The sequence below is a fragment of the Micromonospora sp. NPDC005254 genome (assembly GCF_042872525.1).
Lineage (GTDB): Bacteria > Actinomycetota > Actinomycetes > Mycobacteriales > Micromonosporaceae > Micromonospora.
The window spans coordinates 103,911-128,339 of the sequence record NZ_JBIAKM010000002.1 but is presented as its reverse complement, the minus strand read 5'-3'; the positions used below and the strand labels follow the sequence as shown (position 1 = coordinate 128,339).

Below are 24,429 nucleotides of genomic sequence, written 5' to 3'. Positions count from 1 at the left end.
CGGTAACCTCGCGCCATGACCGGGGTGAATGGACCTGTGGAAGATCTCACTGGGCGTCGGCTGGTGGTGGTGACCGGGGCAAGCTCCGGCATCGGGTTGGCCGCCGCGGTGAGCTTCGCGTGCCGCGGAGACCAGGTGGTGCTGGTCGGACGGGATCCGGCCCGCCTGCAGGCCGCGGCGGAACGGGTACGGGAGACCTCGGGCGAGCGTCCCGAGCTGTTCCGGGCCGACTTCGCCGTGCTCGACGACGTACGCGGGCTCGCCGAGCGGCTGCGCGACGCGTACGACCGGATCGACGTGCTGGCCAACAACGCCGGGGCCATCGCGCTCCAACCGCTCACCACCGTCGACGGCTTCGAGCTGTCGATCCAGGCCAACCACCTGGCCCCCTTCCTGCTGACCAACCTGCTCGCCGACCGGGTGGGCCGGATAGTGGTGACCGCCTCGGGCGCGCACCGCTACGGCGGGCTCGACCCGGCCGACCTCAACAAGCCGCTGCGCCGTTACCGGTCGATGGCCGCGTACGGCACCAGCAAGCAGGCCAACATTCTGTTCGCCGCCGAGGCGGCCCGCCGCTGGCCGCACATCCCCACGCACAGCTTCCACCCCGGCGTGGTGCGTACGAGGTTCGCCAACGACAGCCGGATGGTCGCGTTCGGCATGCGGTTCCTGCCGTTCCGCAGCCCCGAGAAGGGCGCCGAAACGCTGGTCTGGCTGGCCAACCAGGATCCGGCCCGGCTCATCAACGGGGCGTACTACTACAACCGCCGGCCACGCCGGCCGTACCGCAAGGCAGCCGACCCGCGGCTCGCGGCCCTGCTCTGGGAAGCCAGCGCCACGGCCGTCGGCATCGACGGATAGCGTGGCGTCATGCTGACCCTTGTCGCAGTCGTCGAGTATCCGGCCGGGGCCGAGGCCGCTGGGCAGCGCTACGAGGACACCGTGCTGGCGCTGCTCGACCGGCACGGTGGCCGGCTGGAACGACGGCTGCGCGGCACGGACGGGCGGGCCGAGGTGCACGTGATCACCTTCGACGGGCGGGCCGGCTACGAGTCGTTCCTGGTCGACCCGGAGCGGGCGGCCCTGCGCACCGCCCTCGGCGAGGCCGCCCCGGCCACCCGCGTCATCGAGGTGCACGAGGGCTAGGCCGGCGACGGCGGCCGCGCCACCGCCGCAGCCACCCCAGCACGGGCAGCGCCACCAGGACCACCAGCACGAACCCCGCCGCGAGCGCCCAGAACGGCAGCGGCCCGTAGTCGGGGCGACCGGATTCGCGTACCGCCCCGTCGATCGCCAGGTCGGCGGCGACCGACAGCTCAGTGATGCCCTCCGGGGTGCGGAAGAGCACCTCCGGCGCGAGCGCGCCCCGGCGCAGCGCCACGAGTTCCACCGCCTCCGTTCCGGGCTCGTGATACGGCTCCCAGGCCACGTCGTGGTCGTCCGGGCGGTCCACCGCCGCCGGCCCCGGCACCCCGACCAACGCGACCGCCTCCTCGGCCGAGCGCCAGCCGAGCAGTTGCACGAACGTGCGGGAAGGCAGCGGGGGGAACGCGGCACCGGCCACGGGCGAACCGTCGACGGTGGATCGCAACGCCAGCGTCCAGGTGCGCCGGAAGGACGGCACCGGGCAGTCGTCGCAGGTGGACCGATCCAGGACCGCCACCGATCCGCCGTCCGGCGACCAGGACCCGGCCCCGGCGAGCCGGCCGCCGGCGAGCGGCAGCTTCCGGTACGGCTCGGCGACCCGATCGGCGCCCGCGTCGGCCACCCGAGTGAGCCAGACCTCGTCGCGGACCTGGAGGGCCAACTCCCCGCCGTCGGGCGAGAGCGCGGCCGTGCGTCCGGGCGGAATCCAGGCCGTCCCGACCCGCACCCGCAGCACATCCGCGCCGAGTTTGCGGTCGTAGACACCGACGTACGGGGTGCCGTAGCTGTTGGGCGGGGTGAACGTCGTGTCGTCCTCGGCGTAGACGAGACGCTCCCCGTTCGGCGCGAACGCGAGCGGGTAGCCGCCCGTGCGATCCGGGGTGAGCTTCCCGGTCCGCAGGTCGAGCAGTGTCGCACCGATCGAGGCGTACCGGCCGTCCGGGGACAGCATCGCCTCGAAGCCCGCGACGGCCGAACCGGCGTCCAGCACCCGATAGCGGTCGGCGTCCGCGGCGAGCACACCCATCCGGGTCTCGAACCAATCGGTGCGCACGGCGGGACCGCCGAAGAGCATCGCCGCCGTGCCAGGTGCCGAGGCCCGCACCGAGGCGGTTCGCAGCGGCGGGTCGACGAGTCTGGTGGGCAGGCCGGGGGCGTCGTGCCTCGGGCCGGCGGGGATCGGCAGGGCGACCGGGCGCAGCGCGTACCCGGTGCCCAGGAGCAGGACCAGGACGGCGAGCGCTCCCGCGACGGCGGCCCGGCGACGGCGGTGCCGGGTCCGCGCCGCGTCGAAGAACCCCGCCGGTTACGCGCGCGGGCGGCACGTCGTCGGCGAGGCGCCGCAGCGCTTCGGAGAGCCGGGCGGTCACCGTGCCACCTCCTGCGGGTCACGGCCGACAAGTTCGGCCAGTTCGGGGGCGAGTACGCGGAGTCGGCCGAGGGCGTGGCGGGTCTGGCTCTTCACGGTAGTCAAGAACCGTAAGAGGCCAGAGAAGATACGCGGCAGGGAGGGCGCTTCGCCTTCACTCGGACATCGTTCGATACGGGTCGGTTGGACTCCAACCCTTCAGCTGCCTTTGGTCCACCCATGTCGCACGTTCGGCATTAGCCCCACCTGCCGCAGGGTCGCCAAATCACGTATGGTGATCTGGCGGTATCCCGTCTCAAGAACTCCGGCCTGCCGAAGCTCGCGGAGCGCTTTCTCCACCGTCGGCTCCGCTGCGCCACTCAAGGTCGCCAACTCCGTTTGAGTCAGCATCACGCCAAGAGTTCTGCCGGCCGGCACCGACTCTCCGTGTGCGGCCGATAGTTCTGCCAAGACCCTAGCCAATCGGACCTTCGCCGGGTAAGAGGCGAAGTCGACCCTTCGCTGGTTCGCCCAGCGGAAACGTGCAGCCGTGGTGCCCGCTAGCGCAAGCGCCGCCTCGGGGTGACCCTGCAAAAATGGATGCCAATCCCGCCGATGCATAACGTTGACCACCCCGTCGCCGCAGCTGGTGACCGTGGCGGTGCGCGGTGCGCCGCCCAGCGCCGAGATCTCACCGACGACGTCACCCGAAACCCTGATTGCTAGAAGGGCTTGACGCCCATCTGACATATTGACAGTTACCTTCGCCAACGCATCGCGGAGCAGCACCATATGACTACCCTCGTCGCCTTCGCGAAGGATGCGGTCTCCCGGCTCCACCCTAACGGCTGTACCGATGGCAAGGAGCGCGGTGCGGACTGGCGGGGTCAGGTAGCTGAGTAGGGACCCCGGAGGCCACGGTGACAGGCCCTGTGGTCGGTCCTGGTGGTGTTGCATGTCAGCACCCCGTTCGCCGTCGGACGTCGCGATGCTCGGCCTGGTTGCGGTTGCATCGACACAGCAACCATTCTGGTCGATGCAGTCGGCCGGCAGAAGGTATCCGAGCAGCGGCATGCCAGTCACAGGAAGGAAGCAACGACCAGCGATGACGTTGCCGAGGCGACTGCAACGAAGGTCCACGGAAGCGCCGAACGCACCCGACAGTGCTTGCCGTACGCGATCTGCCCGAGCAGCATCACGAGCCGCCACGCCTCATTGCTCTCCTGACCAGCGACTAGGGCGATGGGTGGCGATTGAGGATCGGGAAAGCCGAAACGGTTCGGTCCCTCTGGTCCGGTCACCACTGGGCGGAAGCCGAGCGCCAGTTGCCGGGCACCGGCGACCAGCGAGCAGATGAACACGACGCAGGTGAGGCCAAGGGCTAGACCCAGCCCTGGCGTGCCTGCCAGTTCAGATCGCGTGGGCAGGCTACTGGCGATGAGGCCCGCCAGCGCTCCGTAGACACCAACGAGCCTCGCGATCTTGGTATCGGCGTGCTGGATCGAGTCTTGATGAATGCGAGCCGTGGCCAACGCTCGTTCCACGTCGGCGGTACCGGATGACACCGGGAACTGAGGGATGCTCATGGCATCAGTCAAGCCGTGGCGTCTCAGCCAGACCCCTTCGAAGTACGGCTTGACGCAAAGACGACAACAACCTCATTCCCGAAACCCGTACTTCGATGGCATTCCCACCGTCGCGCCTCGCTATAAGTGACATGGTCTCGCAAGCAAGGCGAGGCACGAGGGGGGCGAGATGACACCGGCAGCGCAGGCGGACCGGCGGCTGATCATGTTTGTGGACATGGAAAGCTACAGCAGGAACGACGACATGGGACAGTTCCATGCCCAGAGGAACTTCCAAAAGATCATGCGAGACGCTGCCAAGCTTTGCGGGCTGGACCGGAGTGGCTGGGTCACCCAGGCGAGCGGGGACGGGGAGTTCGCAATCTTTCCGCCTGGGACCTCGGAGCCGAGGATCGTTGCCGAACTCGTGCCGGCAATGGACCGGGTTCTGCGCGACCACAATCGGCAAGCCGCGGACCACGCTCGTATCCGGATGCGTGTCGCCTTACATCAGGGGCTGGTAGTACGGGGGGAAAACGGTTTCGCCGGCAAGGCAGTCGTCACAGCCGCTCGGCTGGTCAATGCCGATCCTGCGCGGGAGGCATTGGGCTTATTCCCCGACGCTGCAGTAGCGCTAATCGTATCAGGAACAATTCACCGCGACGTCGTTTGCCAGTCCTATAGCGGCATCCGGCCAGACCGCTTCCGTCGGGTAGATGTTGAGGTGAAGTCCTTCGTGGACGAGGCCTGGGTGTTTGTGCCAGACGAAAATATCAACTGCGGTCCCTTCGTGCCCGCCGCTGATGGTCCGGGCGACGCTCGCCGTAGTGGTGGAAAGACGAGGCCATCAGCAGCAAGTCCGTCCGGCGGTAGCAGGTTCGACTTTGGCACCGTCACGAATAACGGGCCTACCGTGTACGGCGACCACGGCCGCGCCTACGGCTCACACGCGGTGTGGCGCGACGACGAGGAGCGAGAACGGTGACTCCCCACCGTCCCCCCGCTGACGAGCCGTTACCAGTCGATGCAGGGCCTGGTGTGGAAACGCCCGGCTCCGGGCCGGAGGTGGACGATTCGAAGCAGCCGGCAACAGCAGGGAAACCCGAGCATGACCGGGACGAGGCGGGCGTCGATCTGCGCGACACCAAGGCCCGTGAGGAGGACAAAGAGGCAGAGGACCAGTCGGAGGATCCAGCGGAGATCGACGAGTCTGGCAACTCTGCCGACTTCATGCAGTCCAATCCGACGCTCAGAGCATGGATGCCACGGCAGGGCAATCGCTTCCGGTTCGACGACGTCCGAAACGAAGGACCGACGGTCTATGGCGACTATGCGCGGATCATCGGCAACATCATCAACATCGGCCAAGACGATCGCGCTCGACTAAGTGCCGATCCCGTTCGCAGGATTAAACTCAAGGTAGCCACGTTAGTCAAGCCTGCATGTTTCGGTGACCTAACACAACGCTTGGGTCGAAGCCCGGTAGTTGGCCTCGCAGGTCCGGTTGGCACGGGGCGCTCGACGACTGCCTGCGCTGCACTCGTCGCTCGCCACGGCCAAGAACGCGTTCGAGAGATCATGCTCCCCGAGTCCAGCGATCCTTTGCAGATCCGAGATCACGCGGATCTGCTGCAGAAGGGGCATGGCTACATCATTCGACTCGGCGCCAACGCCACTGCTGGGCTACTCCGAGCTTTGGAGCGAACCTTTGAGCAGCAAGAATCGAGTGCAGTTTTGGTTCGCGACCTAGACGTGCCAGACGGCGTGCTTCATCACGCGGAGGTGTTTCAGAAAAGCAGTTTCGATCCGACAGCCGTGTTCCGTCGGCACCTCGTCTATAACCTCCATGGCCGCTGTGTTGACGGCCATGAGCACTGCGACGGGCACTGCGGGATCCGCTACGCTCGGAGGCTCTTGAAAAACGATCTCCTCCGCCGCGGCGTGACGCTGTTGGCTCGGCCCCGAGAATGCGCACAGCAGGCGGAAGTTATCGCGACCAGACTTCCGCAAAGCAATGAAGAACTGGCCGCACTGCTTCCGTCCGGAGAAGTGCGGCGACGTGTTCGTGCACGCGCCATCTTGGAGATGCCTACCGCCGACAGCGACTACCAACACCGCCAAATGCAGCACCGCAGGGCGCTACGAGTCACCTATGCAGTCTTTTCTGGCCATCCGGTCGCCCACGTGACGGATGCGGCCGGGCTATTGCTAGAGAAGCTCGATGGGCTCTTCGCCCATCCCGCCATCGGCCGGCCCGCGCTGGTACACAGCCTTCCCACACTGCTCGGTGACGACCTTGCCGGCGACTGGGACGGCGAGGAGAAGCTAGCAGATCGGCTCCGGCCTGACGTGGCGACCCGGATGGCGCAGGTGGAGCCGGATATGGTTCGGGCACTTCTGGACGTTTCCTGGAACGAATTCGACAACAGTAGGTCGGCACTCATCGGGTGGTTGGACGCGCTGGCCACTCATCCCGCTGAGGATTTCAAGCACTGCGCAGCAGTCGCTGCTGCCGGGTTCGCCTGTCATGACTTCGATCAAGTTTATGGCAGCGTGATCAGCAACTGGGCGAAAGACCGGAAGCCCGCCCTTCGCCGAGCGGCTGCGGCGGCGCTGGTGGCTGCGGCCAACCTTGCCAACTCAGGGACCCCCGACAGATCACCGAGCCACCGGATCAGCAGCCGTGTGAGCGTGGAAATCTCCTCCCTCGCCCGGTCTCACGCCGCATTCGAACGCGACACAGCCGCCAAGGCATGGTCTATGGGCTTCCGCACCGCAAATCACAACCGATTATGGCACGACCTGACCCACGTTGCTCGAAACGCCCACGGCTATCTCGGCCACGAGGTCACGGAGTCGGTCGCTCGACTGGCCGGAGATCTCGGCCATGCCCCGATCTTGGTTCTACTCAAGAAATGGTCACAAAGTGAGGATTCCGTCCTTGAGGTCGCGGCCGGTCGCGCGTTCAGCCGGTTGACAACGTCGGAACTTCACTTTCCCGGCCAGTTTCCGTTGCTCTCGCTAGCAGGCGCATCGCCCCGAGCCTTAGAAGATGTGGCGGCGATCTGGCGCTTAATCCTCTTGGATCCCGATCTTGCAGAGAACGGTTGGCGCCAACTGGGTCACTGGCTGCGATCCTTCCGGGCATACCCACCGACCGCCGAGGCCTTTCGCGCCCTGCTCCGGAATCTCGTCCTCGACCCGAGCGTGCAGCCACGGTTCGCCTACTGGCTATCACGAGCCGGTGCCCTATCCCATTTTGCTTCGGCTGCTTGAGTTCAGGAGCTCCCATGACCTCCCCCAACGCTGTTGCTTCTACGAATGCCATCGTCCTTAGGTGGCGAGACCTGAAAGCATGGCTGAGGCGGCTGTGGCTCGCTGCGCGCCGCCTCCTCGCCGGTCCGCCACCGCCGATCCGGCAATCCGTCCCGGAGAGCGTCAGCCAACGCCGTCGGCTGTCCCAGCCCATTATCGTGCCGGCACGCGGGTTCGTCTTCACGTTTGAGATCCAGGTGCTGCTGACCTGGCACGCGGAAAAGCTGAGCGAAGAACTGCTAGGTGCCTGGTCGTTGCAGTTTGCCGACCTAGCACGGAGAGATGTTGAGAGACAGTGTGCTGAGCTGGCACGACATTTTCACCCGCAACAGGCCGGCGAACTCGAGTACCGCCTCAACCGGGAACTCTCGCGAAGCTACCGCACTTATGAACGACGGGGGATCGTTCTTTGCTGCCGGCCCGAGGTGAGGGTCCGTCTCGACCCGGAGGTACGTGAACAACTTCGAGCGATCCACCTCCAACGGATCCAGGAGGAAGGCGAGCACGAGTTACTCCTGCGACGAGCCCAGCGGACCGACCAACTGACCCAACGTTGGATCGCGGTGCTAGACCGGCTGCGCCACAGCCCTCGCGCGCATGCTGCAGCCCATCTGACCGACGAGCATCTGGCCAGCGTCATCGAACAGTTTGTGACCGCAGAAGAAAAGACGAACATAGACCTTCTTGCTGCTCGCCTAGACGAAATACTCCGACGTAGCGGACGCGTCGGGCAGCCCTTGGAGGCGCACGAGGCTGACGAGGTCATCAGGCTGCTTAACGACGTCCTAGCCGACGTTCCTGACCTCTTGTCGACTACCTACCGCCCAACCTCAAACGGCACCAAGGTGCAGTGACCCTCCTGTCTGGGAAGTCATGGGTGAAAGGAGGCGGCCAATTTTGAGATGCAATCACCGCTGGTACGTGACAACGCGGCCTACCGTCAACATGAGCGCCGATTACGCCGCACTGACCCTGCGTGCCGTCGCGGTGCTTGCGCTGGTCAGCTCCCGACCGGACCGGACGGTTTCGGGGCTGCGGACCGCCAGCGTGCCGATATCGTAAGACTGCTGTCCACACCGCCTCGGCAGGCCGGCGAAACCTATCGACGGCCTCCTGCACACCGCAGACCGGATCTTGGAGTGGGCGTGGTGGAAGGTTCAGATCGTCCGCGCACGCTCCGATCGTGACAGGGCTGAAGTACGGCCTGACCCGTGAGGCGTGCTGCAGCAAGACCGAGCGGCAGGTTCGCCGCTCAAAGCGAGGTGCGACAATCTTCGCGGTAACTTCGATTCGCCCGGTTCTCGTAACTGCTATGGGGTCTACATGCGTGAGGTCATGCGTCGGTCTGTGCGGGCGATCCTGTGGGACGACCGCGATCAGCTCGTGTTGATCAAGAGGACGAAGCCCGGCCAAGCCCCTTACTGGACTGCGCCCGGTGGCGGCCTTGAGCCGACGGACGCATCCCTCGATGCAGCCCTGCGACGTGAGCTGCGGGAGGAGTTAGGCGCGGAGGCAGAGCGGCTCAGCCAGGTGTTCTTGTTCAGCTCGCCGTCAGGGGATGGGGTGTCCGTACAGCACTTCGTCTCCTGCCGGCTCACCCAGGTAGACGAGAGTGCTCGCACGGGTCCTGAGTTCACTGATCCGGGCCGGGGTGGCTACGTTCTCGACCGAGTAGCTGTCGACCGCCTTCCTGAGGTGGATCTGAAGCCTGAGGCCCTGAAAGAGTTCATCCTCGCGAACACTGACGCGTTGCTATCGGAGTTGACCTGAATCGGGCCAGATCCCTGCCGGTGCGAGCGTGAACCGGCGCGCGGCTTGGAACACGTCCTGGGGGCAACTCGCGCCAGCGGCGATTGCCGCGACGGCACCGATGAGCACTCGATGCGAGACGATCAAGCTGGTGTTTTCTTCGACCGGAGGTCCGAGGACAGTCGCGGCTGCCATCGCCCGTTTGTAAAGCGCTGTAAGGCTCTCGCCCCCGGCCAGGGCCGAGTCCGGGTCGCGGAGTCGGTCCGAGCGCCAGGTCTGGTACTCAGCTGGGTACTCGTCAGGTCCTTTGCCGAGGACGCAGTCTGGAGCACGCCACTCGGCGTACAGCGGGTTGGGAGCGGCGAGCGGCACGCCGAGCAGAGCAGACAGGATCTCCGCGCTTGTGGCGGCGCGCGGATGCGGGCTGGTCAACACGATCGCAGGCCGAACACGGCGGTCACGAAGTGTGTGGGCGGTGGCGGCAATCTGTGCTGCCCCGCGCGCGGAGAGCGGCGTGTCGGGTCGGGCATGGGCGTGGGGTCGGGTGATTCCGTCGAGGCTGCTTCCGTGGCGGATCCAGAGGGTGGTCATGACAGGTGCCAGCCGCCGTCGACGTTGATCGCTTGGCCGGTGATGAACCCCGCTTCCGCGGTGGTCAGGAAGGCGATGGCGGCGGCGACGTCTGAGGGTTGGCCTCGTCGCCTGATGCACTGTCGGTCGAGCTGGCGTCGAACCATGGCGTCGTGGTCGGGTACGACGCTGTGCTCTGCGGGGACCTCGATCGAGCCGGGCCGCACGGTGTTGACGGTGATGTCGTGGGGTCCGAGTTCGCGGGCGAGCGCGCGGACGAGTCCCTCCAGGCCGCTTTTCGCGGCGATGTAGCCGGCGAGGTCGACGCGTCCGAGCTGGGTCATGACTGAGGAGACCGCGACGATACGCCCGTAGTTGTTATCGATGAATGCCGGCGTGACGGCGCGGATGACAGCGGCGTGCGTGACGAGGTTGAGTTCGAGCTGGTCGCGAAGGGCGTCGGGGTCCGTCTGGCTCCACGGGATGCGGGGGTACGCGCCGGCGTTGCTGATCAGGGCCGCGAGCCGGGTGGCGTGTTGCTCGATCGCAGCGCGGAGTGCGGTCTGGGTGTCAGCGGCGGTCAGATCACCGGTGACGGTGTGGGTCTGGGCGCCGTGGCGGCGGGCGGCCTCGACGACCGCAGCGAGGTCGGCGTCGTCTTGGAGGTGGGTGAGGACGAGGTCGAAGTCGGCGGACAGCCGGGTGGCGATGGCCGCTCCGATGCCGGTGCCTGCTCCGGTGATGACGGCGATGGAGCGGCTCATGAGGGCGGCTCCGTCGGTGCACGAGTGGTGAGTCCGAGGATCTGTTCCAGGTCGGCGTCGGGTGCGTAGAGGTCGGCGAGCAGGCCCAGCGACAGAGCGGCGTCGCGGGGTTCCAGGAGCTGTAGTGGGTAGACCGCGAGGATCCGCATGGCGATGTATGGGCGTATCCAGGTGAGTAGGTCGGTGGCGGCGGAGAGTGCGAGCGGCCGGGCGAGCGTCGTGAGGTATCGGGTGATGGCTTGCTGCCGGGCCGGCGATGGTTGGTGCTGGTAGTCGATGCCGACCGATCGGTGGGAGAGTCTCTTGAGCCGTACGGTGGGTTCGACAGCTTCGGCGAGCGCCATCGCGTGGTCGGCGTAGGCGGCGGTGTTGTAGTGCGGGACGAGCCAGGCGCCGTGAAGTCTCTGGTACCAGAGGAAGCAGGCGATCTCGCCGGGCAGGGCGTTGAGGCCTGCGGTGTCGTAGTCGAACCAGACGGGCCTGCTGTCGGCGTCGAGGCCGATGTTGAAGTCGGTGGGGTCGCCCTGGGTTATCGCGGACCAGACCTGCTCGTCGGGGTGGAAGGCGTCGCGTAGCTCGCTGACAAGGGCAGGAAAGTCGAGCCGTCGGGGCTGTCCGTTGACCATGAGGGTGGTCTCTCGCAGCTCGGTGGGTCGGAGACCGTCGGCGTCGGCCAGTTTGAGCACGATCGGGTCGTGGCCGTAGTAATGGTCCAGCCTGCCGCGGGGCTGGACCCGGTCGCGGTAGAGCTTGCCGTTGGTGCGCGAGGCGGGGACGCGGCAGATTGTCGCGTCGATGGTTCGGCGGTAGTGCTGGAAGATCGCGTCTAGCCCGCGACCGAGGTTGGCCGTGCTGTCTGCGTCGGTCGATGTGAGAGCGTCGAGGAGCAGGCCGGTGTCCGGAAGATCTGGTTGGTGGCGGTCGTAGAGGGTGAGGGTCCAGTGCCCGATGCGGTGTTGGGAATGCAGCCCTGGTACCCGGTAGTGGTGGCGGATTCGTTGGTATCCGGCGGCTTCGGCGGCGGCCTCCACCGGGTTCGGGTTCACCTTGGCGAAGAGGCGGTGTGAGCCGATGTCGAGGTGGAACGTGCGGTTCATGGTGAAGCGGCGGTAGCGGGCGACCCGGATCATCGTTGCCACCACCCGGCGCACTGCCCCGCGAAGTCGGCAATGTCCTTGGCGGGAATGGCCCGAAGGTCGCTCGCGGTGGACCAGACGGTGTCGTCGTAGCGGTCCCGCACGGGACACGCGTCGGCGAGCGACATCAGGTGCGAGAACGGGGTGGCCACCGCGTGGTGGTGTGGCGATCCGGTGATCCACTTGGCGTAGCCGTGTCGTCCGTAGAGGCCGACCACGTGCGGCTGGGTGCCGTTCGGTCGGATGGTGAGCGCGGCGAGATGGGTCAGGCCGGTGTCGTTGCCGATGACCAGCTCGGCGGTGGCGAAGAGGTCAATGCAGTCGACCGCCGTTGGTCCGTGAAGTACCTCAATCTGCCCTACGGGTGCCGGAGGTTGGTGGCCCGGTGGTGTCACCAGGCTGAAGCGCCAGGCGCCCGAGTGGCGGGTCGTCAGGTGTTCGGCGACGGCGCTGAAGTTATCGATGCCGTAGTCCTTGCGGTCGGGGCGACTTGTCGTGGCCACGAAGACCACGTGCAGTGGCTGTGGCGCTGTGACGGTCGACCGGAACCTGGGGCATGGGTCGTCGGATGCGGGGAGCCTGACGCCGAGGGCTTGCTCGATGTCGAGGTAGTAGCGCATCGGCAGCGCGGCATGGACCTCGACCATGTCGGCGTCGACGAGGTCGAGCAGTGTTGGAGGCGATTCCGGCACCGCGTCGAACTCCAAGGCGTTGTCGCTGCCGCGCGTACCCAACTTGTGCCCGTCGCGGTACGCGACCATGACAGGAAGGGTGCACCGGGCGATCAGATCCGCCCGGCTGCCCGCGTACTCCAGGGTTTCGAACTGATCGTGGGTGGCGTCGTGAAGCGCCTGTGCCATGGCGAGGCCGAGCAGCAGGTCGCCGAGTCCGCGAGAGCCGAAGTCGACGCGCCACCCGTTCTCACGAACCGCGTCGAGGAGTGCCCGCCGGGATGGGATCTCTCCGTTGGCCCGGCGATACGGCAGGAGCCGGCCGAGCGGTGCCTGTTCACGTCGGACGAGGTACCGCCCGCCGCGGTGGCGCACCGGTCCCTCGACGAGGGTCACAGCGTGGTCAGTACGCACAGCGGGACCCCGTTGCGCTCGAGTAGCTGTCGGCCCTCGCCAGCGGTGTCTTCGACGAGGCAGAGCGCGCCAGTGATGTCGGCGCCGGCCGCGCGAAGCGCCTCGACGAGGTTGGCCAGAGTGAGTCCGGTCGTGATCTCGTCGTCCACGATGAGGACGCGCAGTCCTTCGAAGTCGCCGTAGGCGAAGACCTCAAGACGCCGGGCATGGGGCTCGTGGAACACGAGCTTCCCGGGTAGGTCGAGGTTGACTTTCCAGGCGAGCCGATACTGGCTACCGCTGGCCCAGGCCACCGCGATCGTCGGCACGATGCCGCCGGCGTCGAGGCCCAGGAGAAGATCGTGCGGCCGGTACGCCGGGTGTTCGCACCATCGCCCCCACAGGCTTCGCCCCGTCGCCAGTACCTGTTCCGCGGCCACGTCGGTGCGGATGCCATCGAGACCGTGGACGACGCGGACCGGACGAGTGGTGTCTCCCACCCCGAGCCGGGTCACTCGCTCGGCGTGCAGAACCTTGTCGAAGGCGGTGGTCATTGAAGATCTGATCCTTCCGTCTGGGGCGTGTTGGGCGCGACCGAGCAGCCGAGCACGTCGTGGTAGGCGAGGATTTTGGCGGCGGCTCCACGGACCCGATAGGAGAGGGTTTCGTCCTGTCGCCACCGGTCGCCGCTGACCTCGGCCACTGCCGGGAGGTCGACATCGGCGTCCGGATGGCTGGTGGTGAAGGCGAGGCGGACCTCCTCGCTGCCGTCGAGGTCCAGCCCGTCGGCGCGCAGGATGATCTTCATGATCAGCACGATGTGCTTGTAGACAGCGCGGACATCGGGTTCGGGGTTCGCGGCGAGTCGCCGCAGTACCATCGCCACGAGCGGCAGTTCACCGCGTGAGGCGCGGTCGTCGGTTGGTGCGTCGAAGGCGTTGAGTACGAGGTCGCTTCGGCGGTAGAGCAGGCCGCGGCCGTCGTGGGCTATCTGTCGCAGCGCGTGTAGTACTCGGGGTGGGACCGACCCGGTGAGCATTTCCCGGGTGGTGAACGACGACAGCGCGATCTTCTCCCCCGCCGGTCCGCTCTGGGGTACACGCCTGGTCTGGAGCCAGTGCAATGGCAGCGTGTCGCGTACGACAAGGAGGTCGATGTCGCTCCATCCCGATTGCCAGCCCTGATGGGCGAGGCTCCCGGTGGCGGCGACGAGCGTGGTCTCAGAATCGGTCAGTCTGGCGACGCAGTCCGCGAGTACCGGTTGCAGAGCCTCAGGGATGGCCGTGTCGACGTGTGGTGGAACCCGGGCCCCGGACCTGCGGTGAACAACTTCCGTGACCGCCCTCTTCAGCGCGGCCAGGCTGCGGCCGTTATCGATGACCGTGTCGGCGATCGACGCGATGCGGTCTCCGCCCCGGCTTTGCTTGATCGCGTCGCGGGCGGAGAGCGACTCCATGGTCTCGGTGGCGCGCTGCGCGCGAAGCCCGTCCGGGAGGCGGAGGAACACAATCTCGCAGCGCTCGCCCCAGATTCTGCGGAGGTGTGCTGTGGCGTCGAAGCGGTGGGCGCTCTCCAGGCTGATCCGGTGCGAGCCTGGGTTCAGCGCGGCGAACCGCAGGATCTCTTCTGTGAGCATCTGCGCCTGGGTCAGCTCGTCCCATTCGCGATACGGATCGGCCACCCCGAGCCGATCGGCGGCGAGCTGCATGAGGTAGCCGATCTTCAGGCGGGTGGCCGTGTGCTCCGTGCGGAGCAACTCGCCGACCGTGCTCTTGCCGCTCTCGGACATGCCAGCGAGCACCCATAGGTGCTCGATCCGGTCCGGTGGGAGCGGGGCGACGGGCACGTCGAGTTGCGCTACGGCCTCGCGGACCTCACGCTGCACATCAAGGAGCGGGCGGTCCCCGCGCACCACGATGGCCTGGTACTCCCCGGCATAGACTTGAAGATCGATCGCCTCGGCCAGCCGCCGCTGATACTCGACGTAACGCTCGGTGGCCGGCACAGGCTCACGCGCCACGGCGTGGTGCGCCTCGGCTACCGCCTGGTCGCTGTGGCGCAGCAGCAGGTGCAGCTCGCGGCGGGGTGTAGGGGCGTAGCGACGCGCTTTGGTCTCGACTAGCGCGAGCGCCTCGGCGGTGGATATGCCGTCCTTGACGGCCGCTGTCGCCGCGCAGGTCGCCACAAGCATCGGCCAGCCGCGGTCCTCCAACGCCAAGGGACCACCACCGGCGCTCCGCGCGGCGTGGGAGCTGAACACGAGGTCGATGTGTTCGTCGGTGGTGCTGTCGACGAACCACCACTGACTGAAGTCTCGTCGGGACACCTCGGCCCATCGCCGGTCCCACCGATCGACTGTCCCGGTGAACTCGACGTCCGGCAGCGCCGAGGCCAACCAGCGAGCGTTCGTGGTTTTGCCGACGTTGTCGGCGCCGTTGAGGGTGACGGCGATCCTCATCGCGGCTCCCGATAGCTCTTCAGCGTGCGCCAGTGAGGAACTCGGCGGCGGCCTTCATGGATGTCGAGCACAAGGGTGTCGAAGGCCTCGGTGAGTTCGGTGAACTGATGGAGCGCCAGCGGAGGATCGACGTCGCGCAGGCCCAGGTGAGCGGTCTCCGAGAATCTCCTCCACCGAACCCAGGCGATGGCCAGGCGGTCGATCACGGAGCCGATCGTCTCGGTGTGCAACGGTGCCCCGCTTGGAGGCTGGATCACCTGCTCGACCCATGAGTCGATCTCACCAATGAGAGCGATGCGGGTGGCGTTGAGGCGGTCGATCGACCTTTTGGCGTCAGCCACTGCGTGATCGTCAGCGGATGGGTCGCGGGAGATCGTCTCCGCCGCCCATTGTTCGCGATGGTGCGAGGCGAGCCGGGATGCCACATGAAGGGGTACCGCCCAAACCTTTGGCGGAACCTCTGGGCGGCCGTCGAACGTACTGATGATCAGGTCTGAGCCGGGCAGCATTGGACAACACTGCTGGTCAGGGGCGCTTGGTAAGTCACCGACGGAATGGAGGGACATGGTTGAGCCTTTGTCCGTTGAGGGGTGGACGGGTTAGGCGTGCTGGTCTTGCCAGCGGTTGCCCACCGGTCGCGTGGGATTGATCGGCGTCGGGCTGCTGGCGTGGTGAAGGTTCCGGCGCATGGGGCGCAGGCTCGGCCCGTCCGGCACGGTGAGGGGCGGGCGGGGCGTGTACCCGTAGCGGGTGAGCAGGTGCTCCGCGTCTGCGGTGACGGCGGTCCAGGACGGCAGGCCGATGCGGTCGAGGCGGGCGCGGTGGTGAGCCAGCAGGGCACCGCCGCGACCGGTCTGCTGATGGGTTGGAGATGCGGCGAGGAACGCCAAGTGGTAGTGCGGCTCGGTGGGCTGCTGCTGCGCGAGTAGGCCCTCAAGGGCGATGAAGCGGTCAGCATGTGATCCGGCGGCCTTCACGAGGCGGGTCGTGTAGTTGGCCGGCGGCGGGATCGGCCGGTAGCGGTGAAAGCCGACGATGGCGGCGGTGAGGTCGTCGGCGAGGTGTACATCGCCGAAGAACATCGCGTGCTCCACCCATACCGCCAGGACGTCGGTCAGCACTTGGCGGCGCTGCGCCGGGTCCGGCACCAGCCAGGCGGCGAGCGGGCTGGGGTGTAGGGCGTCGGCGATCAGTGCGGCGACGGTCTGCCTGTCTGGCCAGCGGGCGGCACGGATACGAAGGCTGGGGTCCACGGTGGTGTTGTCTCCTCGGCGGTCATCGGTAGGTGGCGGTGGCGAGGTCACCGACTGCTGCGTCGACGGCGGCGGTGATTTCCCGGATGGGTCGGTGGTGTTGGGCGGCGATGGTCTTCAGGTGCGCGGTCACTGTGGTGGTGTCGTCGTCGAGGTAGAGGTGGTCGGCCAGGCCGAGGACGGCGACGAGTCCGGCGAGGGCGGCGGTGTGGTTGTCGGGAGGTTCGCGGCCGGCGGCGAGGTAGCGCAGCCGGGAGCGGGCGACGACGGCCCACTTGGTGTCGGTGGCGAGGTAGGCATCGGCGCGGACCAGGCCGCCGAGGCGGCGGCGGGCGGTGTGGCGCAGGATCCCGGCGGCGACGAGTCCGGCGCGGGTGCGCTCGTACAGGTCGTCGGCGAAGCTGCGCAGGAACGCCTGCATGGTCGGGGTGGCGCGCGAGTAGTGGATCGCGGCGAGGGCGGTGTCGGCGATCAGGTCGCCGACCGGCTGCTCGGAGTTGAGGCGTAGCCACCGGTCCGCAGCCGGGCGGTAGACGTAGGAATCGAGGGTGATACGCCCGGCGAGGAACAGGTCGATCAGGACGCCGCCGGCCATGCCCAGGGCCAGCGCTTGGCGGTGGAGGTGGGGTTGGCCGGTGTCGTCGTGGTGTCCGAGTAGGAACAGCTCATCCCGCAGCGGCAGTTGGGGTATCGAGGCGGTCATCAGATGTCCCTACTCCCGAGCGCCGGCAAGGTTCCGCAGCCGGGCGTGTGCGTCGCGGTAGGCGGGCAGCGATTGCGGAATCAGGGCCTTGTCGACGGCGGCGAGGACGGTGTAGTTGGGGTCGCAGACGTTGCCGATGGGTGCCCGCCCGGCTTGGGAGATGAGTTGGTAGGCGTCCAGGGTCTGTAGGCCGCACAGGTCGACGGTCCAGGCGGTGAGGTCCTGGTGGGCGATGCGGTAGGCGTCCTCCAGGGGCCTTGCGCAGCCGACCGACATGATCGCTGTGTCCGTTTCCAGGCGTGGCCAGGCGGTGTCGGCGCCTTTGATGACCTCGACCGCCAGGGTCGTCATGGTGGCGATCTCCACGCCGACGCCGCACGCCTCTCCCTGGCCCTGTCGGGCGTGTCCGTCGCCGAGGGCCAGCATCGCGCCGTGCACGTTGACCCCGAGGTACAGGGTGGTGCCGGCACGGAGTTCGGGGGTGTCGAGGTTCCCGCCGTAGTAGTCGGGGACGATCGTGGACCGGGACTCCATGCCACCTGGGGCGACGCCGATGGTGCCGATCATTGGATCCAGCGGCAGGTCGACAGTGTGCTCGCTCTCGGTGGCGTGATAGCGGACCACCCCCGCAGCACGGTCGATGTCGTACACCCACACCCGCTCATCCAGCGGCGGTTGCAGGGTGGCCGTGTGCGAAGTCGAGGTCAGCGCCCCGAAGTAGGGGAACGTCGCCGACACGCCCCAGTCCCTCGCGGGGACGATGGAGGCGATGTGCACGGCGAGGGTGTCGCCGGGTTCGGCATCCTCGACGAAGAACGGCCCCGACACCGGGTTCAGGTACGGCATGCGGCACACCTGCGATGGCAGGTCCGCAGGTCCCCGTACGAGGCCGCCGAAGCAGTCCTCGGTGTGCACCTGCAGGATGTCCCCGGAGTGGACGTGCGCGACCGGGAGACGCCCGCCGAAGGTGTAGGCCAGCTCGTCGCGGGCGGGCCGGTAGGTGAACTGGTCCATCGCGATCACACCCGCGCCATGTCGCGCCCGGCGGCCTCAGTGGCTGCCATGCCGGACAGCACGGGCCGCCGACCGGTCAGGTAGAGGCCGGCGAGGACCAGCACGCCGAGGGCGAGCCAGGCCAAGCCGAGACGCTGGGCGGCGATGTTGGCGTTCACCACCACGTACGCCAAGATGGCGAACCCGATACCGGGCATGACCAGGTGCGCCCACCAGTTGCCGCTGCGCTGGCGGATCAGATGGTGCACGACCACGGAGACGTGCAGGACGAGGAAGGCGACCATCGCCCCGAAGTTGATCAGCGACGACAGCAGCGTGATCCCGTCCGCCCGGGTCGCCAGGTACAGACCGAGGGCGAGGGAAACGGCGCCGGTCAGCAGAGTGGCGTTGATCGGCACGCTGCGGCGCACCGACACCCTCGCCAGAAAGGCCGGGAGTTGTCGGTCGCGGGCCATCGCGTACAACAGCCTGGACGTGGCGACCTGAGCGACCATCGAGTTTGGCAACCCCCACGCGACCGCCGTCGCAACAGCACACAAGGTGGCCAGCCACCCTCCACCGGCCACGGCCGCGGCGTCATAGAAGGCAGTGCCGTTCACATCGCCCTCAGCTAGCAGCGCGTCGGGGGCGGGGACGAGCATCGCCGCGAGCCAGGTCTGCGCGATGAACAGCACCCCGGCCAGGATCAGGACGCCGGCCATCGCACGACCCACCTGCCGGGACCCGCCCTTGGCCTCCTCGGCCAGCATGCTGATGCCGTCGAAGCCGAGGAACGACAGCACCGCGATCGACACCGCCCCCGCGACGAGAGACCAGGTAAAGGTGTCGGAGTTGTAGAAGGCGTCCCAGCTGAACCGGCCCTTGCCGGAGGCAAGAGCCCAGCCGGCGACAGCGAGGAAGACCGCCAGGACGATCAACTCGCCGACCAGCATCACCCGGGTCACCATCGCGGTCAGCCGGATCCCGACCGAGTTGATAATCGTGTTGACCGCGACGAACCCGAGCAGCCAGACCCACACCGGCACCGCCGGCACGGTGGCGTGCATCGCCACCGACGCCACGAGGTACAGCAGTCCCGGCACGAGCACGTAGTCGAGCAGGATCACCCAGCCGGCCAGGAAACCCAGCGGTGGGCTGATGCCCCGGCCGGCGTAGTTGTAGACGCTGCCCGACATCGGGAACGCCTTCACCATCTGTGCGTAGGAGAAGGCGGTGAACACCAACGCCACCACACCCACCGCGTACGCAAGAGCGACCATGCCCCCGGAGCCGGCGTACACGCTGCCGAAGATCGCCATCGGCGCGATCGGCACCATGTACACCAGTCCGTACGCCACCAGGTCCCGCGATCGGAGCTGGCGGCTGAGTTCCTGTCGATAGCCGTAGCGGGTCAGATCATTCGAAACTGTCATGAGGATCCTCACGAGGGTGAGAAGCACGAGCGGGGAGACGTCTGTCGGGTGGCCGAGAGAAACCTGACGGCAGCGGCGCTCCGATTGACGGTGCTTGGCAGCGACTTGATGTAGTCACCGGTGGTGGCTACGTCCGGACCGACGGTGATCCGGTGCGGCAAGCTTGCCAAGCGCATCCACGCAGATGGATCCCCACGAGTGGCGAGAATTTCCCCCACCCGGCCGCGCCTGTGAACTGCACGAATATTGATCAACTGAGGTGGATCTACCCAGCCGAGGGCCGTTGGCCTCGCCAGGACCCGTACCGGACCTGGCCAGAGCGGCGATACCGTGCGACGGGAGGCCACACGGAGGAGGTGTCCGACGATGGCGAGGACGACTGGCACCAAGGCACAGCGCGATCACGTCCGCCAGACACTGGCCGGATTCGGCGCGACGCCGACCGCCATCGCGGCCGAGCTGCAGCGACGCTTTGGACTGCGTCCTCGGGATGCCTTTCGACAGGCTCACGGTTGGACCCAGGACGCGGTGGCAGAGAAGCTGAACACCAATGGAACCGGTTCGGCGACGTTCACCGGGGCACGGATCAGCGATTACGAGCGGTGGCCCTTCGGCGGTCGTCGACCCACCTTGGCCGCCTTGAACGCCCTGGCCTATGTCTTCGGGACCGAACCGAGCTGTCTGGTCGACCTCGACGACTTGGCCGCTATGCCGGACGCGGACCGAGAGGTTCTGAGCGGCCGGAACGCCGCCCCGATGCCCAATCGATCCGTCGCAGCCTCAGCACCACGTGGCGCGATGACTGAGCCTCTGCGGTGGGACCTCGGCGCTCTGCAGGACGAGACGGAATTGGTGATAGCAGTGTCAGAACGTACGGCCAGCTTCGGAGAATGGGCGCAAGCCTCCAACGTCGGGCCCTTCACCCTTGACGATGTCGCCGCTTCCACCCGCAGAATCGCTGTCGACTATCTGAATGAGCCACCAGTCATCGTCTACGCCCGAGCGGGTCTCCTGGCGGATCGCGTGTTTCGCCTCTTGCAGACCGGGCGTCAGGATCCCGACCAGACTCGGGAGCTCTACACCTGGGCGGGTTACCTGTGCACATTGCTCGCCTGGATGGCCGGCGACCTCGGTCACCCAGCCGCTGCCGAGTCCCAGGCCCGCACCGCCTGGATGTGCGCTGAAACCGTCCGCGACAACACGCTCCGCGCCTGGGTCCTGTCGACGATCAGCAAGATTCACCTGTGGGAGCAGCGGTTCGAGGACGCGGCCAACGCCGCCGTACGCGGCTTAGGCCACGCCGCCGAGGGAAGCGCGGCGGTCATGCTGGCTTGCCAGGAAGCCGACGCGTGGGCGGAGATCGGCGCTGCCGAGCCGGCCCGAGCGGCACTGCAACGGGCTGAGGAGGCCCGCCAACATGCCAGCCGCGACCCGGTAGGTGGCCTCCTAGCTTGCGGCACGGTGCGCCAACACAACTACGCCGGTTCAGTGCTGCTTCGCATCGGCGATGCCGCCAACGCCATCGAGCACGCCCAGCACGCCCTCACGGAAGCCGCCGCCGATCCCTCGGTCGCGTACGGCACACTGGCGCAAATCCGCATCTGGGCCGCCGCAGCGCACCTCAAAGCCGGCAGCCTCGACGGCGCGGTGTCGGTCCTGTCTCCGGTGCTCGCTCTGCCACCCGAACAGCGACTCGACCCGCTGGTGCACCGCCTGCGCGGCGTCGGCCGAAGTCTCGCCGGCGACCCGTCGCTGCGCACGAGCATCGAGGCCCGCAGTGTCCAAGCAGCCATCACCGAGTTCTGCGCCACCGGCGCCGCCCGCCAACTTCCGTGATACCTGGAGAACCCATGGCAGTCCCGCACGCCACCGACGTCCGCAACCACTGGTACTGGCGACCCGGTTGGGGAATCGGCTCCCGCTTCTACACCTGGCACATCACCTTCGACGGGCAGCCCGAGGTCGAAGAACTCGCCGACCAGTACCGGTCCCTGCTGTCCTCGCAGCCCAGCCTTGATGTCATCCCGAACCAATGGCTGCACCTCACCATGCAGGGCATCGGCTTCGTTCAAGACGTCGCTATCGACGACGTCGACGCCATCGTGGCTGCCGCCAAGAACCGCTGCGCGCGTCTGGCACCCTTCAAGCTCACCATCGGCACCCCCCACATCGATCCCGAGTCCATCCAGATCGCCGTCGACCCGGTCGAGCCCGTGCGGCAGCTACGCGCCGCCATCCGCACCGCCATCGCGGACGTCTGGGGACAAGATCGAGTACCCGAGCCGGCCGAGCCTTACAACCCTCACCTCAGCCTGGCCTACACCAACACCGACGGCCCTGCGGCACCGCTCATCGAGGCTCTCTCCTCCGCTCCGAACCTCAGCGCGAACGCAATGATCAACTCCTGTCAGCTCATCGTCCTCAACCGCGACGAGGGGATGTACGTGTGGGAGCCGTACGCGACCATCGATCTTGGATCCTGAGGCCGATCTCCAGCGCCCCCTGCCGCGCTAGCTGGTCGCCGCTGGCAGTGTGGAGGTTGACGATGTTGCAGCCGGGGCGGGGCCGGCCGAAGACTTGCTTCGGCGCGGTCTTCTGGTCACGCAGCTTGGGCGACAGGTGGTAGGCGTTCCCGCGTCGGCGTGGGGCGTCCGGGACTCGCATAGTGGTGTGGCCGCGACGCGGGGGTCGCCCTCTGCCGCGCGATGTGGACGGGACCAGCGTTCGGGGTGAGGCGAGCTGCGCCCGCCCCCGTAGGGGCGGGCGCAGCTCACGCGGCGCGTGGCGGTGCGGGTTGGTGCAGGCGCAGCAGGCGGGCGAGAGTGGCGGCTTGGTCGACGGTGGGAAGGCCGGCTTCGGCGGCCAGTGCTTGAATCTCGGTTTCGGTGTCGGGATCGGTCAGGTAGCGGGCCATCGACAGCGTCCCCGGGAGAACGGCAGGTTCGGAGTCGGGGTTCGCGGTCGGGGCCTTGCCGTCGGCTGTCCGCGTGGGCGGGGTCGGCGGCGACGGGTGGCGTGTGTTCGCACGTGATCTCTGGTCACGGCGTGTGGCCATGTCCCTCCCAGGACGGCTCGTGGCGTGAGGTCAACGTGTGGGGCCATGGGCATCTCCTTCGTTTTGGCTGTAGGACTCGCTGGGAATCGATCGCGGGATTCCGTCGGCCGGAGTCGGCGGCGGCTCCGACGTGTGTGAAGGGCTGCGGACGGTACCTCTGGTGGCCACGGAAGTGAAGATGTTCGCCACTCACCGCGACTCATAGCGGCGGGCCGCTGGTGTGAGTGCGAGCGCGAACGCTGCGCCGCACGGCGCGGCAGACAGACTCTGACAGCTCCCGTCCGACGCGCGCAGTCCGCTCCGGTCGCCTCGGTGCATGCCCTCACGGTGGGCGACGGCACCGCCCGGCGGGGAGTTTGCGCGTGCGGGCGGGGTTCGGTGGCGTGTGCGGCCTTCAGGCCGCCGCACACGCCACGTGTCCCGCTTCCACTCATCAGGCGGACCGCTCATCCGGGGCGGGCTGGTCGTGGGTGGGGTATTCGTCGTCGTGGTCGGCGTCGCGCCCCGCCCAGCCGCTCCGCCGGACGGGCCCGCCGCCAGCGCCACCAACTGGCGGCCTGGGTGCAGAGCACCCGGCGCAGATAGGCGGGCGGATCCTCGATCCGCTCCCAGCGCACTGCGACGCGAGCCAGCGCCACCTGGACCAGGTCCTCCGCATGGTGCCGGTCACCGGTCAGCAGGTATGCGAACCGGGTCAGCCCGGCGGTCTCGGCCCGGACGAAGTCGGCGAAGCCGTCCCGGGCGCGGTCCTCAGTCGTCAACGGATCGCCCTCCTCACCCGGACAGACGCCGGGCGACCCCGCCGCGGAGGGAACCCGTGTCCATGTTCCTCACGTCGTCGCGGCACGGTGTCGGGGATCAGTCGGCCAGCGGTGTCGGGTCGGCCGGCAGCGCGGTGGGTTCGCTGCGCCGGCCGCCGAGCACCACCGCGACCCCGACCAGCAGCAGCGCCATCCCGAGCAGCGCGTACGGGCGGGGCAGTTGACCCAGCCAGGCCCATCCGAGCAGGGCCGCGCCGGGCGCCTCCAGCAGGATCAGCACGCTCACCGTGGTCGCCGGGATCTTCTGCAGGGCGTAGTTGAACATCGAGTGCCCGAGCAGTTGGGCGCCGGCCACCAGGGCCAGGATGGCCAACCACGTACGCCCGTCGAACCCGGTCAGCCGGACGCCGCCGACCAGGCAGATGGCCAGCAGGATCAGCGCGCAGATCCCGTAGCAGATGGTGGTGTAGGTGGTGGTGCTGATGCTGGTCCGCGCGCGCTCGCCGAAGGCGGTGTAGACAGCGGCGAACAGGGCGCCGACCAACGCCAACACGTCGCCGAGGACGGCCCGGCCGGAGACGCCCACGTCCACCCCGGTGGCGACCGCCGCGCCGCCGACCGCCACCGCGATGCCGATCCAGACCACCCGGGGCAGCGGACGCCCCTGGGCGCGGGCGATCAGCCCCTGCCAGACCGGCTGGGTGGCGACCAGGGCGGTGGACGTGGCGACCGAGGTGAGCTGGGCGCTCGGCACCCAGGTCGCGAAGTGCCCGGCCAACGCGACCCCGGACAGTACGCAGAACAGTCCCTCCCGCCGGCCCGCGCCCACGGTCAGCCTGCGGAACTCGGCGCGCCGCCGGGCCAGCGAGAAGGGGCTCAGCACGGCCACCGCGAGCAGGTTGCGCCAGAACGCGATGGCCAACGCGGGAGCGGCGGCGTACGCGATCAGTGGCGCGGACGACGACACGGCGACCACGGCCAGCCCGACCGCGCCGGTGGTCAGCGGATCCAGGGTCGGCCGATGTGAAGGTGGGGGCACGGGACGTAATCCTCACACGTATGACGGTCAGCACCGAGGGTCATCACTCCGTTACGATCACGCGGTTCCGCGCCGGC

At 67.7% G+C, this 24,429-nt stretch carries 25 protein-coding genes; 8 read left to right on the top strand and 17 right to left on the bottom strand.

Going from position 1 to position 24,429, the window contains the following annotated elements; genetic code table 11:
* The first annotated feature begins 36 nt into the window (after positions 1–36).
* Together ACFYPR_RS06185 and ACFYPR_RS06180 are read left to right on the top strand one after the other, a co-directional pair.
* A complete protein-coding gene (locus tag ACFYPR_RS06185) occupies positions 37–861 on the top strand; it encodes an SDR family NAD(P)-dependent oxidoreductase (protein ID WP_387259344.1) in 825 nt (274 codons plus the stop codon).
* A gap of 9 nt (positions 862–870) precedes the next feature.
* Positions 871–1,146, top strand: a complete 276-nt coding sequence (locus tag ACFYPR_RS06180) for a hypothetical protein (RefSeq protein WP_363936690.1) — start codon at positions 871–873, stop codon at positions 1,144–1,146.
* On the opposite strand, the gene ACFYPR_RS06175 is transcribed toward ACFYPR_RS06180, so the two are convergent.
* From ACFYPR_RS06175 to ACFYPR_RS06165, 3 genes are all read right to left on the bottom strand, one after another.
* Positions 1,124–2,200, bottom strand: a complete 1,077-nt coding sequence (locus ACFYPR_RS06175) for a hypothetical protein (RefSeq protein ID WP_387258832.1) — start codon at positions 2,198–2,200, stop codon at positions 1,124–1,126. The two genes, ACFYPR_RS06180 and ACFYPR_RS06175, sit on opposite strands and share 23 nt — an antisense overlap.
* A gap of 513 nt (positions 2,201–2,713) precedes the next feature.
* On the bottom strand, positions 2,714–3,334 hold the full coding sequence (locus ACFYPR_RS06170) for a Crp/Fnr family transcriptional regulator (RefSeq protein ID WP_387258830.1): 621 nt from the start codon (positions 3,332–3,334) through the stop codon (positions 2,714–2,716).
* 239 nt (positions 3,335–3,573) lie between these two features.
* Positions 3,574–4,080 carry a hypothetical protein gene (locus ACFYPR_RS06165; RefSeq protein WP_387258829.1) on the bottom strand — a complete coding sequence of 169 codons (507 nt, stop codon included), beginning with the start codon at positions 4,078–4,080 and terminating at the stop codon, positions 3,574–3,576.
* Between the two features lie 217 nt (positions 4,081–4,297).
* On the opposite strand from ACFYPR_RS06165, the gene ACFYPR_RS06160 reads away from it, so the two are divergent.
* The 4 genes from ACFYPR_RS06160 (at position 4,298) to ACFYPR_RS06145 (ending at position 9,144) form a co-directional block, all read left to right on the top strand.
* Positions 4,298–5,044 (top strand): hypothetical protein, encoded by a 747-nt coding sequence (locus ACFYPR_RS06160; RefSeq protein ID WP_387258827.1) that lies wholly within the window; start codon positions 4,298–4,300, stop codon positions 5,042–5,044.
* Positions 5,045–5,097: 53 nt separating this feature from the next.
* Positions 5,098–7,335: a hypothetical protein gene (locus ACFYPR_RS06155; protein WP_387258825.1), complete on the top strand. Its 2,238-nt coding sequence runs from the start codon at positions 5,098–5,100 to the stop codon at positions 7,333–7,335.
* Between the two features lie 14 nt (positions 7,336–7,349).
* Positions 7,350–8,228 (top strand): hypothetical protein, encoded by an 879-nt coding sequence (locus ACFYPR_RS06150; RefSeq protein WP_387258823.1) that lies wholly within the window; start codon positions 7,350–7,352, stop codon positions 8,226–8,228.
* A 469-nt stretch (positions 8,229–8,697) separates the two neighbouring features.
* A complete protein-coding gene (locus tag ACFYPR_RS06145; RefSeq protein ID WP_387258821.1) occupies positions 8,698–9,144 on the top strand; it encodes an NUDIX domain-containing protein in 447 nt (148 codons plus the stop codon).
* On the opposite strand, the gene ACFYPR_RS06140 is transcribed toward ACFYPR_RS06145, so the two are convergent.
* The 11 genes from ACFYPR_RS06140 to ACFYPR_RS06090 all read right to left on the bottom strand — a co-directional run bounded on the left by ACFYPR_RS06140 (position 9,127) and on the right by ACFYPR_RS06090 (position 19,497).
* The gene (locus ACFYPR_RS06140) at positions 9,127–9,714 is read right to left on the bottom strand and encodes a histidine phosphatase family protein (RefSeq protein ID WP_387258819.1); all 588 of its coding nucleotides are present in this window, start codon (positions 9,712–9,714) and stop codon (positions 9,127–9,129) included. The two genes, ACFYPR_RS06145 and ACFYPR_RS06140, sit on opposite strands and share 18 nt — an antisense overlap.
* Positions 9,711–10,457: an SDR family NAD(P)-dependent oxidoreductase gene (locus ACFYPR_RS06135; RefSeq protein ID WP_387258818.1), complete on the bottom strand. Its 747-nt coding sequence runs from the start codon at positions 10,455–10,457 to the stop codon at positions 9,711–9,713. Before ACFYPR_RS06135 ends, ACFYPR_RS06140 begins: the two co-directional genes overlap by 4 nt.
* The gene (locus ACFYPR_RS06130; RefSeq protein ID WP_387258816.1) at positions 10,454–11,587 is read right to left on the bottom strand and encodes a hypothetical protein; all 1,134 of its coding nucleotides are present in this window, start codon (positions 11,585–11,587) and stop codon (positions 10,454–10,456) included. Before ACFYPR_RS06130 ends, ACFYPR_RS06135 begins: the two co-directional genes overlap by 4 nt.
* Positions 11,584–12,660: a glycosyltransferase family 9 protein gene (locus tag ACFYPR_RS06125; RefSeq protein ID WP_387258814.1), complete on the bottom strand. Its 1,077-nt coding sequence runs from the start codon at positions 12,658–12,660 to the stop codon at positions 11,584–11,586. The genes ACFYPR_RS06130 and ACFYPR_RS06125 overlap by 4 nt, the downstream gene beginning before the upstream one ends.
* Positions 12,657–13,211, bottom strand: a complete 555-nt coding sequence (locus tag ACFYPR_RS06120; RefSeq protein WP_387258812.1) for a phosphoribosyltransferase — start codon at positions 13,209–13,211, stop codon at positions 12,657–12,659. Before ACFYPR_RS06120 ends, ACFYPR_RS06125 begins: the two co-directional genes overlap by 4 nt.
* Positions 13,208–15,115 (bottom strand): hypothetical protein, encoded by a 1,908-nt coding sequence (locus tag ACFYPR_RS06115; protein ID WP_387258810.1) that lies wholly within the window; start codon positions 15,113–15,115, stop codon positions 13,208–13,210. Before ACFYPR_RS06115 ends, ACFYPR_RS06120 begins: the two co-directional genes overlap by 4 nt.
* Positions 15,112–15,624 carry a DUF4254 domain-containing protein gene (locus ACFYPR_RS06110; RefSeq protein ID WP_387258809.1) on the bottom strand — a complete coding sequence of 171 codons (513 nt, stop codon included), beginning with the start codon at positions 15,622–15,624 and terminating at the stop codon, positions 15,112–15,114. The genes ACFYPR_RS06115 and ACFYPR_RS06110 overlap by 4 nt, the downstream gene beginning before the upstream one ends.
* A gap of 90 nt (positions 15,625–15,714) precedes the next feature.
* Complete coding sequence (locus ACFYPR_RS06105; protein ID WP_387258808.1) at positions 15,715–16,368, bottom strand: N-acetyltransferase; 654 nt, start codon at positions 16,366–16,368, stop codon at positions 15,715–15,717.
* A gap of 22 nt (positions 16,369–16,390) precedes the next feature.
* Complete coding sequence (locus tag ACFYPR_RS06100; protein WP_387258806.1) at positions 16,391–17,071, bottom strand: GPP34 family phosphoprotein; 681 nt, start codon at positions 17,069–17,071, stop codon at positions 16,391–16,393.
* Between the two features lie 9 nt (positions 17,072–17,080).
* Entirely contained in the window at positions 17,081–18,085 is a 1,005-nt protein-coding gene (locus ACFYPR_RS06095) for an acetamidase/formamidase family protein (protein WP_387258805.1), read from the bottom strand.
* A 5-nt stretch (positions 18,086–18,090) separates the two neighbouring features.
* A complete protein-coding gene (locus ACFYPR_RS06090; protein WP_387258803.1) occupies positions 18,091–19,497 on the bottom strand; it encodes an APC family permease in 1,407 nt (468 codons plus the stop codon).
* Positions 19,498–19,863: 366 nt separating this feature from the next.
* Between ACFYPR_RS06090 and ACFYPR_RS06085 the strand changes: the two genes are divergently transcribed.
* Both ACFYPR_RS06085 and ACFYPR_RS06080 read left to right on the top strand, forming a co-directional pair.
* A complete protein-coding gene (locus tag ACFYPR_RS06085) occupies positions 19,864–21,333 on the top strand; it encodes a helix-turn-helix domain-containing protein (RefSeq protein ID WP_387258801.1) in 1,470 nt (489 codons plus the stop codon).
* A 14-nt stretch (positions 21,334–21,347) separates the two neighbouring features.
* Positions 21,348–21,980, top strand: coding sequence for a 2'-5' RNA ligase family protein (locus ACFYPR_RS06080; RefSeq protein WP_354855946.1), 633 nt, complete (start codon positions 21,348–21,350; stop codon positions 21,978–21,980).
* A 287-nt stretch (positions 21,981–22,267) separates the two neighbouring features.
* On the opposite strand, the gene ACFYPR_RS06075 is transcribed toward ACFYPR_RS06080, so the two are convergent.
* The 3 genes from ACFYPR_RS06075 to ACFYPR_RS06065 form a co-directional block, all read right to left on the bottom strand.
* A complete protein-coding gene (locus tag ACFYPR_RS06075; protein WP_238432884.1) occupies positions 22,268–22,411 on the bottom strand; it encodes a hypothetical protein in 144 nt (47 codons plus the stop codon).
* Positions 22,412–22,998: 587 nt separating this feature from the next.
* A complete protein-coding gene (locus tag ACFYPR_RS06070) occupies positions 22,999–23,313 on the bottom strand; it encodes a sigma factor (protein ID WP_387258798.1) in 315 nt (104 codons plus the stop codon).
* A 97-nt stretch (positions 23,314–23,410) separates the two neighbouring features.
* The gene (locus ACFYPR_RS06065) at positions 23,411–24,352 is read right to left on the bottom strand and encodes a DMT family transporter (RefSeq protein ID WP_354855948.1); all 942 of its coding nucleotides are present in this window, start codon (positions 24,350–24,352) and stop codon (positions 23,411–23,413) included.
* Between the last annotated feature and the right edge of the window lie 77 nt (positions 24,353–24,429).

Bases quoted from the DNA above. Each gene is read 5' to 3' on its own strand.
- ACFYPR_RS06085 (WP_387258801.1), top strand. From the start codon at position 19,864: ATGGCGAGGACGACTGGCACCAAGGCACAGCGCGATCACGTCCGCCAG.
- ACFYPR_RS06110 (WP_387258809.1), bottom strand. From the start codon at position 15,624: ATGCTGCCCGGCTCAGACCTGATCATCAGTACGTTCGACGGCCGCCCA.
- ACFYPR_RS06095 (WP_387258805.1), bottom strand. From the start codon at position 18,085: ATGGACCAGTTCACCTACCGGCCCGCCCGCGACGAGCTGGCCTACACC.
- ACFYPR_RS06160 (WP_387258827.1), top strand. From the start codon at position 4,298: ATGGAAAGCTACAGCAGGAACGACGACATGGGACAGTTCCATGCCCAG.
- ACFYPR_RS06130 (WP_387258816.1), bottom strand. From the start codon at position 11,587: ATGATCCGGGTCGCCCGCTACCGCCGCTTCACCATGAACCGCACGTTC.
- ACFYPR_RS06075 (WP_238432884.1), bottom strand. From the start codon at position 22,411: ATGGCCCGCTACCTGACCGATCCCGACACCGAAACCGAGATTCAAGCA.
- ACFYPR_RS06140 (WP_387258819.1), bottom strand. From the start codon at position 9,714: ATGACCACCCTCTGGATCCGCCACGGAAGCAGCCTCGACGGAATCACC.
- ACFYPR_RS06120 (WP_387258812.1), bottom strand. From the start codon at position 13,211: ATGACCACCGCCTTCGACAAGGTTCTGCACGCCGAGCGAGTGACCCGG.
- ACFYPR_RS06145 (WP_387258821.1), top strand. From the start codon at position 8,698: ATGCGTGAGGTCATGCGTCGGTCTGTGCGGGCGATCCTGTGGGACGAC.
- ACFYPR_RS06180 (WP_363936690.1), top strand. From the start codon at position 871: ATGCTGACCCTTGTCGCAGTCGTCGAGTATCCGGCCGGGGCCGAGGCC.
- ACFYPR_RS06115 (WP_387258810.1), bottom strand. From the start codon at position 15,115: ATGAGGATCGCCGTCACCCTCAACGGCGCCGACAACGTCGGCAAAACC.
- ACFYPR_RS06135 (WP_387258818.1), bottom strand. From the start codon at position 10,457: ATGAGCCGCTCCATCGCCGTCATCACCGGAGCAGGCACCGGCATCGGA.
- ACFYPR_RS06165 (WP_387258829.1), bottom strand. From the start codon at position 4,080: ATGAGCATCCCTCAGTTCCCGGTGTCATCCGGTACCGCCGACGTGGAA.
- ACFYPR_RS06090 (WP_387258803.1), bottom strand. From the start codon at position 19,497: ATGACAGTTTCGAATGATCTGACCCGCTACGGCTATCGACAGGAACTC.
- ACFYPR_RS06100 (WP_387258806.1), bottom strand. From the start codon at position 17,071: ATGACCGCCTCGATACCCCAACTGCCGCTGCGGGATGAGCTGTTCCTA.
- ACFYPR_RS06150 (WP_387258823.1), top strand. From the start codon at position 7,350: ATGACCTCCCCCAACGCTGTTGCTTCTACGAATGCCATCGTCCTTAGG.
- ACFYPR_RS06080 (WP_354855946.1), top strand. From the start codon at position 21,348: ATGGCAGTCCCGCACGCCACCGACGTCCGCAACCACTGGTACTGGCGA.